Origin of the sequence: Carboxylicivirga taeanensis, assembly GCF_051851475.1 — a bacterium.
Taxonomy (GTDB): domain Bacteria; phylum Bacteroidota; class Bacteroidia; order Bacteroidales; family Marinilabiliaceae; genus Carboxylicivirga; species Carboxylicivirga taeanensis.
In genome coordinates this window covers 181,273-197,806 of the sequence record NZ_JBPUSJ010000003.1, presented here as the reverse complement: position 1 = coordinate 197,806, position 16,534 = coordinate 181,273, and the positions used below count along the sequence as shown (strand labels likewise).

Sequence of the window (16,534 nt, the reverse complement as noted above, 5' to 3'; positions counted from 1 at the left end):
TGATACAAGTTTAATGCTATGAGTTTGAAGAATAATCTTTTATTAAGTTACAGGCATCTTAAAGCAGATAAGACAAATACCATCGTTAGTTTGGTTGGATTGAGTATAGGTTTAGGAGTAGCTGCTGTTATCATTATTTTCATTCGTAACGAAATAGGTTATAATCGTTCCTTTGCGCAAAGTGAGAGGATTGTTAGAATATTAAATTATAACGAAGACGATAACCATACCTGGGCCAGCACGCCTTTTGTTTTAGGGGAAGCCGTTAAAGAACAGTTTGCCGAGGTAGAAGAGTATATTCATCAGTACTCCATCAGAAATGCCGAGGTCAAATATAATAATACGTTTATTGAAGAACCTGATATGATGTGTACTGAAAGCTCTTTTTTTAGGGCATTCAACGTAGAGCTAGCAGTTGGCAGTTTGGCAGGCTTTGATGAAACCGATAATCAAATTCTATTAAGTGAACACCTCTCAGAAAAGTATTTTGGTTCAGATAATCCGATTGGTCAGCAGCTGCCGTTAAAATTTGGTGGTAATGAAGTAGTAATGGTGGTGGCTGCAGTGTATAAAGATTTACCTAATAACTCAAACTTCAGGGCATCACTTATTGCAAGCAGTAACTTTGCTTTAAAGCATTTGGGCGATAATATTATTTCGACAGGGAGTATTCCTGACGAAGAAAATTTGCGCCGGACTTGGGAAGGTGTATTCTTCACCAATTATTTTTTGTTAAAAGAGGAGGTTGAACCTCACCTTTTGGAAATGAAAATAAAAGAGTGGGGCATAGAAAATTCAACTGAAGATAATCGCTTTTTATTGTCGCTTCAGCCTTTGAAGCGTATGTATTTTCATTCAAGGGATATAGTGGATAACAACAGCAATGAGCAAGGTAATCTAGCAATGTTATATGTACTGGTGCTTATTGGTATTTTGATCCTTCTTACCGCTTTAATTAACTATTTGAACCTAACATCGGCACAAGCGCTGTTGCGAGTAAAAAGCTCGGCTATTCACAAAATATGTGGTGCATCGCGGCTTAATATTATTTCCCAATTAGTTATAGAATCAGTGCTTGTAGCACTTTTAGCTTTGCCATTTGCCTTGCTTATTGCGCGTTTATCATTGCCATACCTTTCGTCTGTATTTGGTAAAACCTATAGTATTGAAATAACTGCTCAACTTGGCTATAGTATTTTCATTTTGGTAATTATTACATTGCTGATGGGGGCAGTATCAGGCCTAATCGTATCCATTGGAGCATTTCGGTTTGGACTTATCAATGCTTTAAAGGGCGGTAATCGGGTAAATGGTAAATATAACTATTCACGAATTTTAATGGTTGTTTTTCAGCTGGTAGTATTTATTTCGTTGCTATCAACCATGTTTTTGGTGCAGAAGCAAGTAAGGTATGCTTTTCATAAGCATTTAGGCTTTGATAAAGAAGGGCTTATCTGTGTTTCATTAGGTGGTGTTAATGCTAAAGTTTTTAAGCAGGAGATTCTAAAAAATCCGAATGTGTTAAGTGCCAGTGGAACTTTATGGATGCCGCCCAGCAATAACAAAATGCATGTGACTATTCCTAAGGTGAGTGATCCAGCTGAAAAGGTAACTGTGAACGGCTTATTGGTTGATTATGGTTTTGCGGAAACCATGGGGATGGAAATCCTTATGGGAACAGGTTTTGATAAAGAGAAAGTTACGAGTGGCGTACTGGTTAATGAATCTGCTATTAGCGCTTTAGGATTGAGTGAAGTAATTGGAGAAGAAACAGCGTTTGGAACAGTGGTAGGAGTAGTGAATGATTTTAATATGTCTTCTCTTCACGAACAGATTACTCCAATGGTCATCAGCCTGAATCCGGCAATGAGCAAACGTTTAGCTATACGAATAAGTATGGCCGATGTGGATCAAACAATAGATTACATAGAATCAGTTTGGCAGCAATTAGGAGGAAGAGCAAGTTTCTCGTTTAAGTTTACGGATGATTTATTGGATAAAATGTATGAACAGGAAGTTCTGTTCTCTAGGATTATTGGCATTTTGGCAATAGTAGCCATTATTATTGCCAGCCTTGGGCTGTTGGGTTTGTCATTACTGATGGCTAATCAGCGCACCAAAGAAATCGGTATCCGAAAAGTCAATGGTGCTAAAACTTCTGAAATTCTCCTGATACTCAATAAAGATTTTATAAAATGGGTAGCCATTGCTTTTGTCATCGCGTGCCCCATTGCATATTACGCCATGAGCAAGTGGCTCAATAACTTCGCTTATAAAACAGAACTCAGCTGGTGGATTTTTGCTTTGGCGGGTTTGCTGGCTTTGTTTATTGCACTGCTAACCGTTTCGGTTCAATCGTGGAAAGCTGCCAGTCGCAATCCGATTGAAAGTTTGAGGTATGAGTAATTAAAACCAATAGTTATGAGCAGACTTTATTTCAAAAAAGCACTTAATAATTTGTTTAGCAAGAGGAATAATTCATTCATTAGCGTGATTGGTTTAGTCATTGCTTTCACGTCTGTTTTTTACATTTACTCAATCGTCAGCTTCGAATCTGGCTATGACTCGCATCATAAACAGAGGGAGCGCATTTATCGGATAAGTGGAGATATTATTGCCTCGGAAAATACCATGACGCACGCAGTGTTAGGTCCATTAATGGGCCCGACTTTGCAGGAAGAATTTCCGGCTATTGATTCTTTTGTTCGTTTAATTCCGGTTCGTCATACCGTGAATTTGGAGGCTGACCGTAAAATTTTTCATGTGGAGGAAGCTTATACAGCTGATGCGTCGGTCTTCAGTATCTTCACATTTGAGTTTGTTTATGGGAGTCCCGAAAAGGCACTTCAGCGTCCTAATGAAATAGTAATTAACGAGAGTCTGAGTCAAAAAATGTATGGCGAGGCCAATCCCATTGGTAAAATCATTATTCGGGATGGCACGCCGTTAACTGTTGCCGGTGTAATTAAGGATTGTCCTGGCAATGCGCATCATCATTTGGATGTGTTATTTTCCATGGGTGATTGGTGGAATAACCAAGAAGGGATTAACGATGTGCGTATGTCTGAAGCGTATTGGATGCCTTCGTGTTATACCTTTATCCTGTTACAAAATGATGCACGGATTGAGGATGTAATTAATAATTTCAAGCCATTTTACGACAAATACATGGCAACTTTTGGAACGCATTTAAATGCCCAATTTGCGCCAGTGGCAGTCCCTTTGGAAGATTTGCATTTTTCGCAGTACATGAGTTATGACTATCCTAAAGGCAGCCGGACATATACTTACCTGTTTATAGCTATTGGGTTATTTATCATCCTAATAGCATTATTAAACTACTCCAATTTGCTGGTGGTTCAAAATGTTATTCAGTCAAAAAGTATTGGTATCAGAAAAATCAATGGAGCAAGTCAGTTACGAATATATCTGTTGTTTCTCTTTAACTCATTGGTTGTCATCACTTTGTCGTTGATTGTGGCCGCCTTTTTATATCGATTGACAATTCCGGGATTAATCGGTAGGCTTCAATTGTCAATGGATCCGATACCTAATGCGCTTATGTTTTTATTTGTGGTTGGTTTGAGTTTTGTACTCTCTTCACTCATTGCTTTGATACCCTTTTTGAATCAGTTTAAGCAGAATGGGCTGCAATTAATCCAGCCAAAGAGTGCAGCTAATATGAGTAAGGTACAACTTAGTTTTGGGAAGCTATCCACCATTGCGCAACTTTCGTTGTCTATTGTTTTGCTTATTTCGGTGATGCTTATAGGTAGGCAACTGGCTTACATGGTGGAAAGTGACATGGGATTTGATAAAGAAAATGTGGTATTGCTAAAACTTAATAAGACCATATGTCAGCCAGAAACTGTTAAATCTTTCAAAGAAGAGTTGTTGAGAGATTCAAATATAGAATCGGTGGCTTTTTCACGTTATGCTCCCGGTGAGGTGTTAAGCAGTTTCCATTTTCAGATGGACCGCGATGGTAAAACAGTCACAAAAATTATCAACGGGATGGCGATTGACTATGATTATATCCCACTTATGAAGATGGAATTAGCCAATGGCAGAAACTTTAGTCCGATACACAATGATAGGATGCAGTCAGCTATTGTCAATGAGGCGACTATCAGCTTTTGTGGATTGATCCCACCGGTCGTTGGGCAAACAATTGCGGATGTTAAAATCATAGGCATTTTAAAAGATGTGAGTCTTAATTCGTTTCATAACCAGGCTGAACCGTTAATCCTCTATCTGGATGAACAAAAAGACGGCTATTTAAATATTCGCATGAAAGCCGAAGCGGACATGCCAGCATCGCTTAGCAACATCGAAAAAAACTGGAAGAGGTTCTTTGCTGATGAACCTGTTGAGATGCAGTTTCTCGATAAGCGTATAGAATGGTTGTATAATGACGATTTTGTCAAGGGGCAATTAATCAATCTACTTACACTCATTTCGGTGGGGCTTTCTTTAATGGGGCTTTTTAATATTTCGGTATTGAAAAGCAATCAGCGCACCAAAGAAATCGGTATCCGCAAAGTCAATGGCGCCAAAACTTCTGAAATTCTACTGATGCTCAATAAAGATTTTATAAAGTGGGTAGCCATTGCTTTTGTCATCGCGTGCCCCATTGCATATTACGCCATGAGCAAGTGGCTCAATAACTTCGCCTATAAAACAGAACTCAGCTGGTGGATTTTTGCCTTGGCGGGTTTGCTGGCTTTGTTTATTGCGCTGCTAACCATTACCTGGCAGAGTTTAAAAACAGCGAGACGAAACCCTATCGAATCCTTAAGATATGAGTAAATCATATAAAGTTAAGAGTTTAGAAAATAACCCTCACAATAACCATTATCTATGATTAATACTAAAGAAGTGTTTTTGAGGCTTCGGAAAAAGCCACTGATTTTTGTTGTTAATGCAATTGGTATGAGCCTGTCAGCTACTATTCTGATACTTATAGGGCTTCATATTACCAGTGAATTAAGTTTCGATTCGTTTCAACAGAATCGGGATCGTATAGTGCGAGTTCAACACGCTTTTGGAGCTATTACACCTCCTGCCTATGGGCCTTATTTGGCAGAGCAGAGTGCCGCGGTGGAGTCGTTTTTAAGAACTAACAGGTTCCATGCTCAATATCAATTAACCAACAAGGATGGAGAGTTTCAGGTTTATAAAATCAATACCCTGTTTGCCGATTCAACGTGGTACCGTTTCTTTCAGCTAAACGCCGTTTATGGGGATGCAGCTACCTGTTTGAGCCGGCCTGAGAGCATCGTTCTCACACAAACGACTGCCCGAAAGTTGTTTGGGGATCAGAATCCGGTAGGGCAAAAAGTGAGCAATGAAGGGATCATCCTGGAGGTGACTGCGGTGGTTGAGGATTATCCTTATGAGTCGGTATTTGCTTTTGAGGCTCTGGCTAACGTCACTATTCTAGAACAAATGTGGGGATGGAACAACATGTTTGAGTCATTTGGCAGCAATAATTTCCAAACCTTCCTGTTACTTAAGCCGCAAGCCGATGTACAACAACTGGAGAATCTTCTTGGACAACAGATTGACGAGCGGCTGGCTATCAAATATCCCAACAGTGATTTCAGCAGCTATCCTGCCTTAAAGTTGGTTCCTTTTAAAGAATTGCATTTCAACACCCCAGGATATGATTTTTTGAAAACAGCCAGTAAACGCAAAATAACAGTATATACCCTCATTGCACTTTTCATTCTTCTGGTGTCTGTTATCAATTATGTGAATATTGCCACTGTTCGTTCATTTGAATTTGCGAAATCCATGGCCTTAAAAAAATCATTTGGTGCCAGCCGTTTGTCCCTAAGTTTGGAGATAATACTCGAAGCGGTCGTTATCATCTTCATTTCTCTGGTTGTTGGTTTGATAGGTGCTAAGGCTCTGTTACCATATGTGTCATCTATTATTGGCAAACCCTTGCTCTTTAACTTTTCGGTGGGACAATACATACTGTTGCTAACAGTTATGCCTTTATTGATTGGTGGATTAAGTGGCTTATACCCGGCCCTAATGTTGTCACGTATTGATGCCCTTCCTCAAAAACATAAAAGTTCTGTTAGTGCTTTGCGCATCAGGCAGTCGCTGTCTTTGCTCCAGTTTACAGGAACACTCGTTATTATTGTTGCTATTGCAGTTATTTACTTGCAAAATAGCTACATGCTCCATTACGATACAGGTTTGCAAAAAGAAAACGTATTGGAAATAGGAGGAAACCGGCAGGCCTATAATAAACTGGACCTTTTCAAAAACAAATTAGAAGAAATTAAGGGTGTTGACAAGGTGAGCTATGCCAAAAATAACCCTGTAAATATTGGAGAGTTTAGTACTATTCGTTTCCGGGGAGAGGATGAAAAAATCTACTGCAAAGCACTTTATTGTTCGCCTGAGGTGCTTCAAACCTTTGGAATGGAACTGGTTGAAGGCCGTTGTTTTACAAAGGAAGAAGCCAGCGGTGTGTGCCTTATAAATGAAACCGCGGCTCGCAAAATATCTAAAGGGCAAGCTCTGGAAAGTTTTATTGATACAGGCGAAGGGATAAGGGTACTTGGTGTTGTTAAAGATTTTAATATTACCTCATTGCACGAAGAAATATTGCCGCTGGTTCTATATCCACAGGAGTCAAACAGTGGGAACTACTATGTAAAAATCAGCGGAGCGGAAAAACAGACTACCATTGAGCAAATCCGATTAGTATATAAAGAGCTGTTTCCCAATAAAATGTTTGATTACTCCTTTGTTGATGAAACCTACCAGAATATGTACAGGCAAGAGATTGAATTTCAAAGATTAATGCCTGTTCTTGGCTTATTTGCAATTATTATCTCATGTTTGGGCTTGTTTATGCTAACACTTTACGTCGTGCAGAAACGCTCTAAGGAGATAGCTATTCGACGAGTGAATGGTGCCAAACTGAGTAGGTTGATGGTGGAGCTAAACCGAAATGTTTTCAGATTGATTATTTCTGCTTTTGTTTTGGCAACTCCAATTGCCTATTTATTGATGCATAATTGGTTGAGTGGCTTCCGGTATAAAATTGCATTATCGGCCTGGATATTTATTGGTGCCGGCTGTTGTATTCTCATCATCGCCCTGCTTACCACCACCTGGCATACCATTAGAGCCGGCAAATTAAATCCTGTCGATATTTTGCGCGATGAATAATTCGTTGCTTCATATAACCCTGTTCATTGAATCTTAAAAACTACATAATGATAGAAATAAAGAATTTATTCAAGTACTACAACCATAAGTCGCAAAAGAGTTATGTGCTCAAAGATATTAACCTGACGATTGAAGAAGGTGATTTTGTCAGCATCATGGGCCCTTCCGGAGCCGGTAAATCCACCTTGCTCAATATCCTTGGTTTGCTCGATGAACCCAACGAAGGCACCTATCGCTTCTTCGAGGAAGAGATGCACAATATTAAGGAGAAAAAGCGGGTGGAGTACCACCGCAACCACATTGGTTTTATTTTTCAAGCCTATCATCTGATTGATGAAATGACTGTGGCCGAAAATATTGAAACGGCATTGGTGTATAAAGGTGTGAAGCGTAAGGAACGACAAGCGATTGTGGCAGATGTACTTGATCGCTTTAACATAGTGGGAAAAAAGGATTTATTCCCCGAGCAGCTTTCGGGCGGGCAGCAGCAGCTTGTTGGCATTGCCCGTGCCATCGTGGCCAAGCCGGCGCTTCTATTGGCCGATGAACCAACCGGGAACCTGCATTCTTCGCAGGGCAAAATGATTATGGATCTTCTTAAAGAACTCAATGAGGAAGGCACCACCATTGTGCAGGTAACGCATAACGATGCTTTTGCTCAATATGGCAAGCGAATTATTAACTTGCTCGATGGGCGTATTGTCGCTAATTAATGGTTCATCTGGGTTCAACAGGTGATAATGAGTACTTTAATCTTATGTATATACTTGGTAAGTCCTTATAGTTGTTGGGCATTACTCATTATTTACCTGATGAGTTAATGCCCAAAATGCCATTTTGCCTGGCGAAGCTGATGCTTGACTATGGTTTAAATCAATTGTAATTTGAGCATAATCAAATTTAAAATTAGGGTTATGCGAAAAATAGGATTTCTAGTGTTCATTCTCTTTTTGGCCTTTACCTTCCAAGAGGCTACTTGCCAATCGTTTATAGAGAAGATGGCCAAGAAGGCAGCTAAAAAGGCTGAGAAGAAAACAGAGGAGAAGGTAGAAAAAGAGACCGAGAAACAACTGGATAGCTTAATGAAAGGGCTGGAGCCGGGTGATGAAGCTGACGAATCGGGCGATTATGAATATAACATGACGGTCTGGGCCGAGCGCATGGCGGCAATGGGTTATTCAGGCGATCCGGTACCCATTGAGGATGCTTACGCTTTTACTTCGTCCATGACGATGAAAATGAATACGTACGACCCGAATGGCAAGATGGAGAGCGATGGGGTGGTTAAGATTTATTCCAATCCGGGAGCTAAGACCTTCGCCTATGCCTTTGTTTCAGGTAACCTTCAGGGGCATAATGAGCAAGGTAAAGGGATGATTATTATGGATATGGAGAATAAAGCTACCATCATTATTAACGATGAAGAAGGTGAAAAAACAGGATTGGTGTATGGAGGCGAAGGAATGGCTGATGGCAGCTGGTATGCCGATGAATTGAGTAATGAAGAAGATGAACACGAAGATACGGCAGCCAAAATAACAAAAACCGGCCGCACCAAAACCATTTTGGGCTACCGCTGCGAAGAGTATCAATTCAAGGATGAGAATAGCGAAGGCTGGGCATGGATAACCCGCGATCTGGACTGGAAAAGTGATGATTTTATGAGCTCCATTTTCAAATCCTCAGAGAGTGGTCATGGCATTCTCGGTGGCTTTTTAATGGCCAGCGAGCAGGTTGATTTGCACGATGGTGAGAAATCAACCTTCACGGTAACCGAAATCAATAAAAAGGAACAAGCGTCTTTCACGATGTCTGATTATCAGCTTACCAATCTGGGAGCTATAAAAATACCAACCAACGAGGCAACTGATAAATAAGCTGAGACCGACTTAACATACAAATCGTTCTCAGCTTACTATGGCATTTTCTTGTTTATTTAATCGATACCTCCACCTTATAATTACAGCTTTTTAATTGTTCGGGGAGGTTGCGTAAATCAGCTGTGCCTACTGCAATACTGGTCGAATCTATCCCTTTTTCTTGCAGCAGGTAGTAGCTTAATTGTTCGTTACGATTCAGCAGCAGCTTGGTGAATGCATCCTGCAGTTCATCTTCACCAATCAGCTGGCGGCAGGCAAGCATGAGGCTCTTTCCCTCTGAGTTGGGTGCTGATTGGTTGATGTAATTCAGGAACTCCGGATCATCATCGGCCATAGCAGCCAGGCGCTCGTTATACCGGGCAATTTGTTTTTCATTGTTGGTTGGCATTGTGGCCTGAAGCATACGCTTTTTTGCCAGGTTAATCGCCAGGATGCTTTTCTCTGTTTCAGGGTCGGTTTGTTGCCTGAAGCTGAAAGTGAGCTGTGGTTTTTTCTCCAGGATATTGGCTATTTTATCAAGGATGTTACGCTGTTTAACCGAGAGGGAATCCTGCGCATAGGGCATCGGAATATTTTCCAGTTCCTCCGGACGTGTACCAGCCAGGTTGGCTAAGGCATTAAAGGGAGAGGCCGCTGCTTTAATAATCAGGTTCGAAAGTGCTTTCCAGATAATCTTACTGACACTAAAGCTTGGATCAGAGGGATTGCCTTCAACCGGCAGGTGAATTTTAATTTGATCATTGGGGTCTTTCATAAGGTATAAGCCCAACTTAACTGGCACTTTTACCTGTGGTTCATTTTGTGTTTTATCGCCAATTTCCAGTTCATTAATGGCAATGTCATTGTTATTAAGCATGTGGGTTGGGGTCATGCTGATGCTCAGGTCGTAGTTAACAAGGCCTTGAGTGATAGGTCGCGCAATATGAAATTCAGAGTAAGGGGAGAAACTCAGTAGTCCCAGTTTTTCCAATTTAGCATCGAGGATAAATTTCGTGGGCTGAACCATATTAAGGGTTGATTGCCCGGTTAGTTGTCCCTGATCGTTCATGTTTATAGCAAAAGTAACCGGTACCTCTTTGGCTGTGTTGGTCACATCTTTCAATTCGATGTTAATATCTTTCAGGTCGTAATAAAAGGGGCGGTAGAGTGTATGGTCAGAAAACAGTATTTCTCCTTGTTCAATAGTTAGTTTATCAATTCGATAGGCCAGGGCAGAAGGGTTTATTGTATCAGTAGCAGCCTCATTTTCCTGCACAGTGCTATCGACTGGCATAATTGGCAGCAGCATGCGCTCAATATTGGTCATGTCCTTATACAAACCGGCTGTTACCCGCGGATGACTTACTGTAAGGTGCGAAAGGTAATAATCTTCCTCACCAATATTCAGTTTTTCTAAACCAACACTGAACTGATTAAAGCTTAGCACATCTTTATTCTCCAAGTCCCATATACGAAACGCATCGACGCTGGCTTCTCCACTCACTGAAACCTGGCTGGTCTCAACCATGTGTCCGATAATATGTAATTTGGTATTGACAAAGCCTTCAACACCCCCGGCATCAATCACATCTTCCACGTAGTTCGATATGTTATCCAGGCCCAGTTGGTTCACCTCAAAGTCAATGGTGTATTCTTTTTTTACCTGGTCAACATGCGCATCCACAAAAACTTTACCGGTTTGACCAAATTCAAATCCAATACCAACATCAGACGATTCACTATCCCAGGCAATTAGCGGAAGGTCGAGTGAAATGTCCTCTAAATCGATTTCGTTATCAACGGTTTCATCCAGAAAGTTGAAATTTCCTTTATTGAATTTAAGGTTGTGAATGGCAAAACGAAAAGGCTTGGATGGCAGAGTATCTGCTACTTCCTGGTTTGCAGAATCCGTTGCCGGAATTAAGTCATCGAAGTTAAACCCGTTTTGATTGCGAATAACATGAATGTATAAGCTATCGAGTAATATGGAAGAAAATGAGTATTCATTACTGAATAGCCGCGTTGGATCGTAGTTGATAGATAGCTCTCTGAAACCGGCAAATGTATCTTTTTCATTGGCCTCATAAATAGTGAGTTCTGATGCAGTGATGGCCACCCTGAAATAGTTGATGCTTAAATCGTTTAATTCAACTTTTCGCCCAATTAGCTCTATACTATGCTTGTTGATGTAATTTTTAACTATGCTTGAAAGGAAAAAAAGTAAGAGGAAAATTATTAGTACAACGGTGCCAAGTACATAATACCTTTTTTTGATTTGTTTCATTATTTGTGGTTAAGCAGATTAATACTATTGGTTGTGCCAAATGTTAGGTGGCAGTAGCTTAAAGATATAACAAATCAATTAGAGTTTTGATTAGAGAGGGTCTAATATTAAGCGGGTTGCACCGGTAATGGCATAGGGAGGGCATGAATTGTAAGCAGATCGTGAGCAGTTTTATGGACTTTGGTATTTATGCTATTTATTTTTTTAAGGATGCCTGATGAAATGTAATTAGCCTCATGTTTTAGATGGTCCCAGCAGCGTCTTGTGTCTATCTGTGTGTTTGTATCGGCAAAATTTGTGTAAAAACGAGCCATTTGGAAATGGCCAAATGGAGGTCTTGATCGGCAGGGAGGATAAAGGAACGCGGCTTTACAGACTGTAAGTGATAAAGCCACGTTCCATAGCAGTCTACTTAAAGCTTGGCTTTTAGCAGATGAGGTCGTTCGTGATACAGCTTAATAATAAGTTCGCCAAATAAAGTGTTGGCCCAGGCAAACCAATCGCGCGTGTATTTCGATGCATCGTCTTTGTTAAAGCTTTCGTGCATAAACCCGGTGCCGGCATGTGTGGCCTTTAGCATTTGCAGGCACTTAATTATTTCTTGTTCATTGGTGCTGGTCATAGCGCGCAGGATAATACCCATTGGCCAGATGTTATTCTGCCCGGTATGCGGACTGGCTTGTCCTTCTGCGGCTTTTCCTTTTAAAAAGTAGGGGTTGTGCTCACTCAGTAAAAAGGCTCTGGTGCGTTTGTACAAAGCATCATCTGGCTGATGGGCACCCAGGTAGGCCAGCGACATCAGCGAAGGGACATTGGCGTCATCCATAAACACCCGGTTGCCAAACCCATCGACCTCGTAGGCATAAATATTTCCGAAATGCAGGTGTTCAACCACCGCATACTGCTTAATGGCAGCATCCACTTCTTCGGCCAGTTTCAGGCATTTACCCGCCATCTCCTGGTTATCCAGTACTTTCTGGTGGATATCAGCCAGCTGGCGCAGGCTCACCACTGCAAACACATTCGATGGAATTAGAAAGGGATAGAGCGTGGCATCATCCGATGGGCGAAACATGGAACAGATCAGTCCAACAGGTTTAACCGGACGGCCCAGGCCCCAATGCACCGGGCTATCAAACATCTGCCCTGTAACACGATTAAACGTGTAAGGGGAGGTGCCATCTTTGCGCTGTTCGGCTATAAAAGTTTCCAATATCAGGCGTGAGGCTTTCTGCCATTCGTTGGTAAAAATGCTGGTATCACCTGTAATACTGTAATATTCGTTGGCCAGCCTAACTGCGTAGCACAAGGAGTCAATTTCCCATTTGCGCTCATGGATGCCTGGTTGCATAAGTGTGCGGTCGCTTTGCCATTTCGATACTTTGCTCACATCCTTGTAAAAGGCATTGGCATAGGGGTCGAGTAAGATGCATTTGGTTTGCCGCATTATCAGGCCTTTAATAAGTTCTCTGAGCGGCTGATCTTTTTTAATCAGGGGCATGTAGGGCCACACCTGAGCGGTACTGTCGCGCAGCCACATGGCATCAATGTCGCCCGTAATCACAAAAGTATCTGGTTGCCCATCAATGTATTCGAAGTCAACGGTTGTATCCAGTGTGTTAGGAAAACAGTTTTCAAACAGCCAGGCCAGCTCCTTATCCGCCATGGTTGTTTTTACCTTTTTAATGAGTTTTTCAACAGCATCGCTGGTAAAGCAGCGCTCAGCAGCCGCCGGACGCATGGATTGAAAATCAACTGTTGATTTCTTCTGAGCATTGAGCAATGGTGATACTAATAAAGTACCACCAATAGCCATGCCCGATTGTTTTATAAAAGCTCTGCGTTTCATATGGATTGAGTATACCTGTCTTTATTTAAGGTCTTACGTCTAATTATCTATTTCTCATCGCTCATGTAGAACTCCAGCTTGCCACCGGCCAGTAATTGCTCATGAGTAAAGAAGGGCTTGTCCAGTTCCTTTCCGTTTAATACCACTTTTTTAACATACAGGTTTTTGGCTGAGTTGTTGTGAGCAAGCACTTCCAATTGTCCCTTGGGCAGGCGGATAGTCGCTTTATCAACCATTGGACGTCCGGTGGTATAGGTGGCATCACCCGGACACACCTGGTAAAAACCTAAGGCGCTCATCACGTACCAGGCCGACATTTGTCCACAGTCCTCATTGCCTATGATGCCCGCCGGCTCTGTGAGGTAAAACTCACGCATGATCTGATCGAGGCGCTCATTGGCTTTGTAAGGGGCATTGGTCCAGTTGTACAGGTAGGCCATGTGGTGACTAGGCTCATTACCGTGTGCGTACTGACCAATTAAGCCGGTAATGTCGCCCGATGCATGCTCACCTTCAATGGTCGAATCGGTGGTAAACAAAGTGTCGAGCATGGCCTCAAAACGGTCGGCCGAGCCATATAAATCGATTAGCTGCTCGTTGGCGTGGGGTGTAAAGAAACTCCATTGCCAGGCATTCCCTTCTACGTAATCACTTTTTTCGTGGCTCGAGTAACGGGGGCGGAAAGGGGTTACCCACGAGCCGTCGTAGTTGCGTCCGCGCATCAGCCCCGATTCTTCATCGAAATAGTGACGGAAGTATTCACTTTTGGCCTTAAATGCCTTAGCAACATTTGCTTCGCCGGCGGCAGTAGCAAGTTGAGCCACACACCAGTCAAAGTAGGCCATTTCCAGCCCGTACGATACAGCTTCGGCCACCGAGTCGCTCGGTACCCAGCCCAGTGTTTCCTTAAAGTAGATGTGTTTTGGCATTACCGCTGCTTCGCGTGTCCCTTTGAAGCGCTCAACAATATCGGGGCGCCAGGTGGCTGACTGAACAGAGGCTTCGAGCCAGTCACTTAAATCATCAGGCCCCAGTCCTTTGGCTGCTGCATCGGCTAATACCGAAACAGCCGGATACCCCACCATGGTGCCAGTGTAGTTGCTTACCAGTGGCCACTTGGGTAAAATTCCACCTTCCTTATACTTTTGAACCAATGCATCGGCCCAGGTACTTGCTTTATCGGGGTTGATGATGGTCATTAGGGGATGAAAGGCTCTGAAAGTGTCCCACAACGAGAAGACCGTGTAATTGACATGGCCTTCAGCTGCCTGATGAATTTGCTTGTCCATTCCGCGGTAGCGACCGTCTACATCCTGCCAGATGAACGGTGCCATCATGCTATGATAAAGAGCCGTATAGAAATTGGTTTTTATATCAGCATCATTGGTTTCAATCTGTATCTGGCTCAGTTGTTGTTGCCATTCGGCTTGTGCTTCTTTAAGTGTTTTGTCGAAATCCCACCCTGGTAGTTCGGCTTGCATGTTTTTGTTGGCACCAGCTGGGTCAACCGCCGATATGGCCACTTTAACAATAAGCGGTTCTTTACTGTCGGCAAAGGATAAGAACACCTGTGCATTATTAGCTTTAATACTGCTGGTTTCGGCAGTTTTTCCATCAATCACCACGCGTTTGCTTGCAAAAGGCTCGGAGAATTCGATGCGATAGGCCACCAGGTGATCATGGGCCCAGCCGGTTGAGCGCTGAAGGCCTTCTATTGTTTGTTCATCAATTATGGTGCACTCATTACCAGTGATGGCATTGCCCCAATTGGCCTGCAGCACATGTGCCAGATTCAGCATTACGTTGCGAGCATCGGCCTGTCCGAAGCTGTACTTATGCATCCCCACGCGGAGTGTTGACGTGAGTTCCACATCAATATTAAAATTATCGAGGTGAACTGAATAGTAGCCTGGAGATGCTTTCTCTGTTTTTTTTGAAAAGCTGGCTACCGGCAGCGCTTCTTCTGTATTGGAATAAGGAAGCAAGCCAATATCACCCAAATCCCCAATGCCTGTTCCGCTTAAGTGCGTATGGCTGAAGGCATAAATTTCCGTGTCGTCGTAATGGTAGCCACTACTGGCATCCCACCCGTCCAAGTGGGTATCCGGACTTAGTTGCACCATTCCAAAGGGCAAGGTAGCACCCGGAAATGTATGGCCATGAAATCCGGTTCCAATAAAAGGGTCTACAAACTGTAGGGCTTCATCCGACATCGGTTTTTGGGGTTGACAACTCGGCAGCAATATGGCCGCTAAAAGAGTCAACGTGACGAATAGTTTCTGATTCATATACTAGTTGTTTTTGTTTTTTTAATTGAGCAATTAAGGCACAAACCATTGGATGAGGAGCTTTGGGTTTATCGCTCTTTTCCAGTTTTAGAAAGACTGTATATCATTCACAATTAGTTTGTTCTGCATTTTTAAGCCTTGTCGTTACAAGGGTGCCTTGGTATGTTGTATAGTAAAAATAGGAATCAAACCTCAGATAAGCCAACCTTGCAGATGCGCGTGGAAAGTCCTTAAATGCATGCTACCATCATATAAAATGTTGATATAGAAGTGGATGCAGATGGATGATTCGGGGCTTGTTTGGTGATCCCCTGAACATCTGTAATACTCTTTTGATTGCCTGTTAACAAACTTTTAACAAGGCAATTCTGAACCTTTATTTCGGCAGGGATGTTTCTTTGTTAAACCATTGTAATCTAAAAATTAGTCAATATGAAAAGAATACCAATATTACTCGTAGCGTTAATCTTATTTGTTTCGTTTGCAGAAGCCCAAAAACGTCAGGTGGATGTGAAGCTGAGTGAAGTAACCTGGACTGGTAAAAAAGTAACTGGTGAGCACACTGGTAAAATCATGTTTAAGGAAGGCTTTGTTCAGTTAAAAGATAAGCAATTGGTGGGCGGTGAGTTTGTTATTGATATGAATACCATCACCTGTACCGATTTGGACAATCCAGATTACAATGCTAAACTGGTGGGGCATCTTAAATCAGATGACTTCTTTGGTGTAGAGAACTATCCGCATAGTAAATTGGTGCTTAATAATGTATCAGCCATTGGCAAAGGCTATAAAGTGAGTGGTGATTTGACTATTAAAGGTAAAACGCATCCCGTAAGTTTTGAGGTAAAGCACAGTGATCATGTTTTTGAAGGAAAAATGGTGATTGATCGCACGAAGTATGATGTGAGGTACGGTTCAGGTAAATTCTTCGATAATCTTGGAGATAAGATGATATATGATAACTTCGAATTAGTGTTTAAAGTAGTGCTCCTAAAGTGAATGTAACTGATTAACTGATTTTTTAAAATATTGTAAGCCCGATAGTTCCTACTGTCGGGCT

Annotated in this window: 9 protein-coding genes; 6 read left to right on the top strand and 3 right to left on the bottom strand. The window is 42.1% G+C overall.

Features of this window, described 5'->3' with window-relative positions:
* The first annotated feature begins 24 nt into the window (after window positions 1-24).
* The 5 genes from ACSX1H_RS06175 to ACSX1H_RS06155 all read left to right on the top strand — a co-directional run bounded on the left by ACSX1H_RS06175 (window position 25) and on the right by ACSX1H_RS06155 (window position 9,071).
* On the top strand, window positions 25-2,406 hold the full coding sequence (locus tag ACSX1H_RS06175) for an ABC transporter permease (RefSeq protein WP_439182966.1): 2,382 nt from the start codon (window positions 25-27) through the stop codon (window positions 2,404-2,406).
* A 15-nt stretch (window positions 2,407-2,421) separates the two neighbouring features.
* The gene (locus tag ACSX1H_RS06170) at window positions 2,422-4,809 is read left to right on the top strand and encodes an ABC transporter permease (RefSeq protein WP_439182965.1); all 2,388 of its coding nucleotides are present in this window, start codon (window positions 2,422-2,424) and stop codon (window positions 4,807-4,809) included.
* A gap of 51 nt (window positions 4,810-4,860) precedes the next feature.
* Window positions 4,861-7,194, top strand: coding sequence for an ABC transporter permease (locus tag ACSX1H_RS06165; RefSeq protein ID WP_439182964.1), 2,334 nt, complete (start codon window positions 4,861-4,863; stop codon window positions 7,192-7,194).
* Window positions 7,195-7,241: 47 nt separating this feature from the next.
* Window positions 7,242-7,907 (top strand): ABC transporter ATP-binding protein, encoded by a 666-nt coding sequence (locus ACSX1H_RS06160; protein WP_439182963.1) that lies wholly within the window; start codon window positions 7,242-7,244, stop codon window positions 7,905-7,907.
* 201 nt (window positions 7,908-8,108) lie between these two features.
* Complete coding sequence (locus ACSX1H_RS06155; RefSeq protein WP_439182962.1) at window positions 8,109-9,071, top strand: DUF4412 domain-containing protein; 963 nt, start codon at window positions 8,109-8,111, stop codon at window positions 9,069-9,071.
* 55 nt (window positions 9,072-9,126) lie between these two features.
* Here ACSX1H_RS06155 and ACSX1H_RS06150 read toward each other — a convergent pair whose 3' ends face one another.
* From ACSX1H_RS06150 to ACSX1H_RS06140, 3 genes are all read right to left on the bottom strand, one after another.
* Window positions 9,127-11,337: a DUF748 domain-containing protein gene (locus ACSX1H_RS06150; RefSeq protein ID WP_439182961.1), complete on the bottom strand. Its 2,211-nt coding sequence runs from the start codon at window positions 11,335-11,337 to the stop codon at window positions 9,127-9,129.
* 412 nt (window positions 11,338-11,749) lie between these two features.
* Window positions 11,750-13,186: a glycoside hydrolase family 125 protein gene (locus ACSX1H_RS06145; protein ID WP_439182960.1), complete on the bottom strand. Its 1,437-nt coding sequence runs from the start codon at window positions 13,184-13,186 to the stop codon at window positions 11,750-11,752.
* Between the two features lie 47 nt (window positions 13,187-13,233).
* Window positions 13,234-15,474 (bottom strand): GH92 family glycosyl hydrolase, encoded by a 2,241-nt coding sequence (locus ACSX1H_RS06140; RefSeq protein WP_439182959.1) that lies wholly within the window; start codon window positions 15,472-15,474, stop codon window positions 13,234-13,236.
* Between the two features lie 432 nt (window positions 15,475-15,906).
* Between ACSX1H_RS06140 and ACSX1H_RS06135 the strand changes: the two genes are divergently transcribed.
* Window positions 15,907-16,473 (top strand): YceI family protein, encoded by a 567-nt coding sequence (locus ACSX1H_RS06135; protein ID WP_439182958.1) that lies wholly within the window; start codon window positions 15,907-15,909, stop codon window positions 16,471-16,473.
* Window positions 16,474-16,534: the final 61 nt, after the last annotated feature.

Bases quoted from the DNA above. Each gene is read 5' to 3' on its own strand.
- ACSX1H_RS06140 (WP_439182959.1), bottom strand. From the start codon at position 15,474: ATGAATCAGAAACTATTCGTCACGTTGACTCTTTTAGCGGCCATATTG.
- ACSX1H_RS06145 (WP_439182960.1), bottom strand. From the start codon at position 13,186: ATGAAACGCAGAGCTTTTATAAAACAATCGGGCATGGCTATTGGTGGT.
- ACSX1H_RS06170 (WP_439182965.1), top strand. From the start codon at position 2,422: ATGAGCAGACTTTATTTCAAAAAAGCACTTAATAATTTGTTTAGCAAG.
- ACSX1H_RS06150 (WP_439182961.1), bottom strand. From the start codon at position 11,337: ATGAAACAAATCAAAAAAAGGTATTATGTACTTGGCACCGTTGTACTA.
- ACSX1H_RS06155 (WP_439182962.1), top strand. From the start codon at position 8,109: ATGCGAAAAATAGGATTTCTAGTGTTCATTCTCTTTTTGGCCTTTACC.
- ACSX1H_RS06165 (WP_439182964.1), top strand. From the start codon at position 4,861: ATGATTAATACTAAAGAAGTGTTTTTGAGGCTTCGGAAAAAGCCACTG.
- ACSX1H_RS06135 (WP_439182958.1), top strand. From the start codon at position 15,907: ATGAAAAGAATACCAATATTACTCGTAGCGTTAATCTTATTTGTTTCG.
- ACSX1H_RS06160 (WP_439182963.1), top strand. From the start codon at position 7,242: ATGATAGAAATAAAGAATTTATTCAAGTACTACAACCATAAGTCGCAA.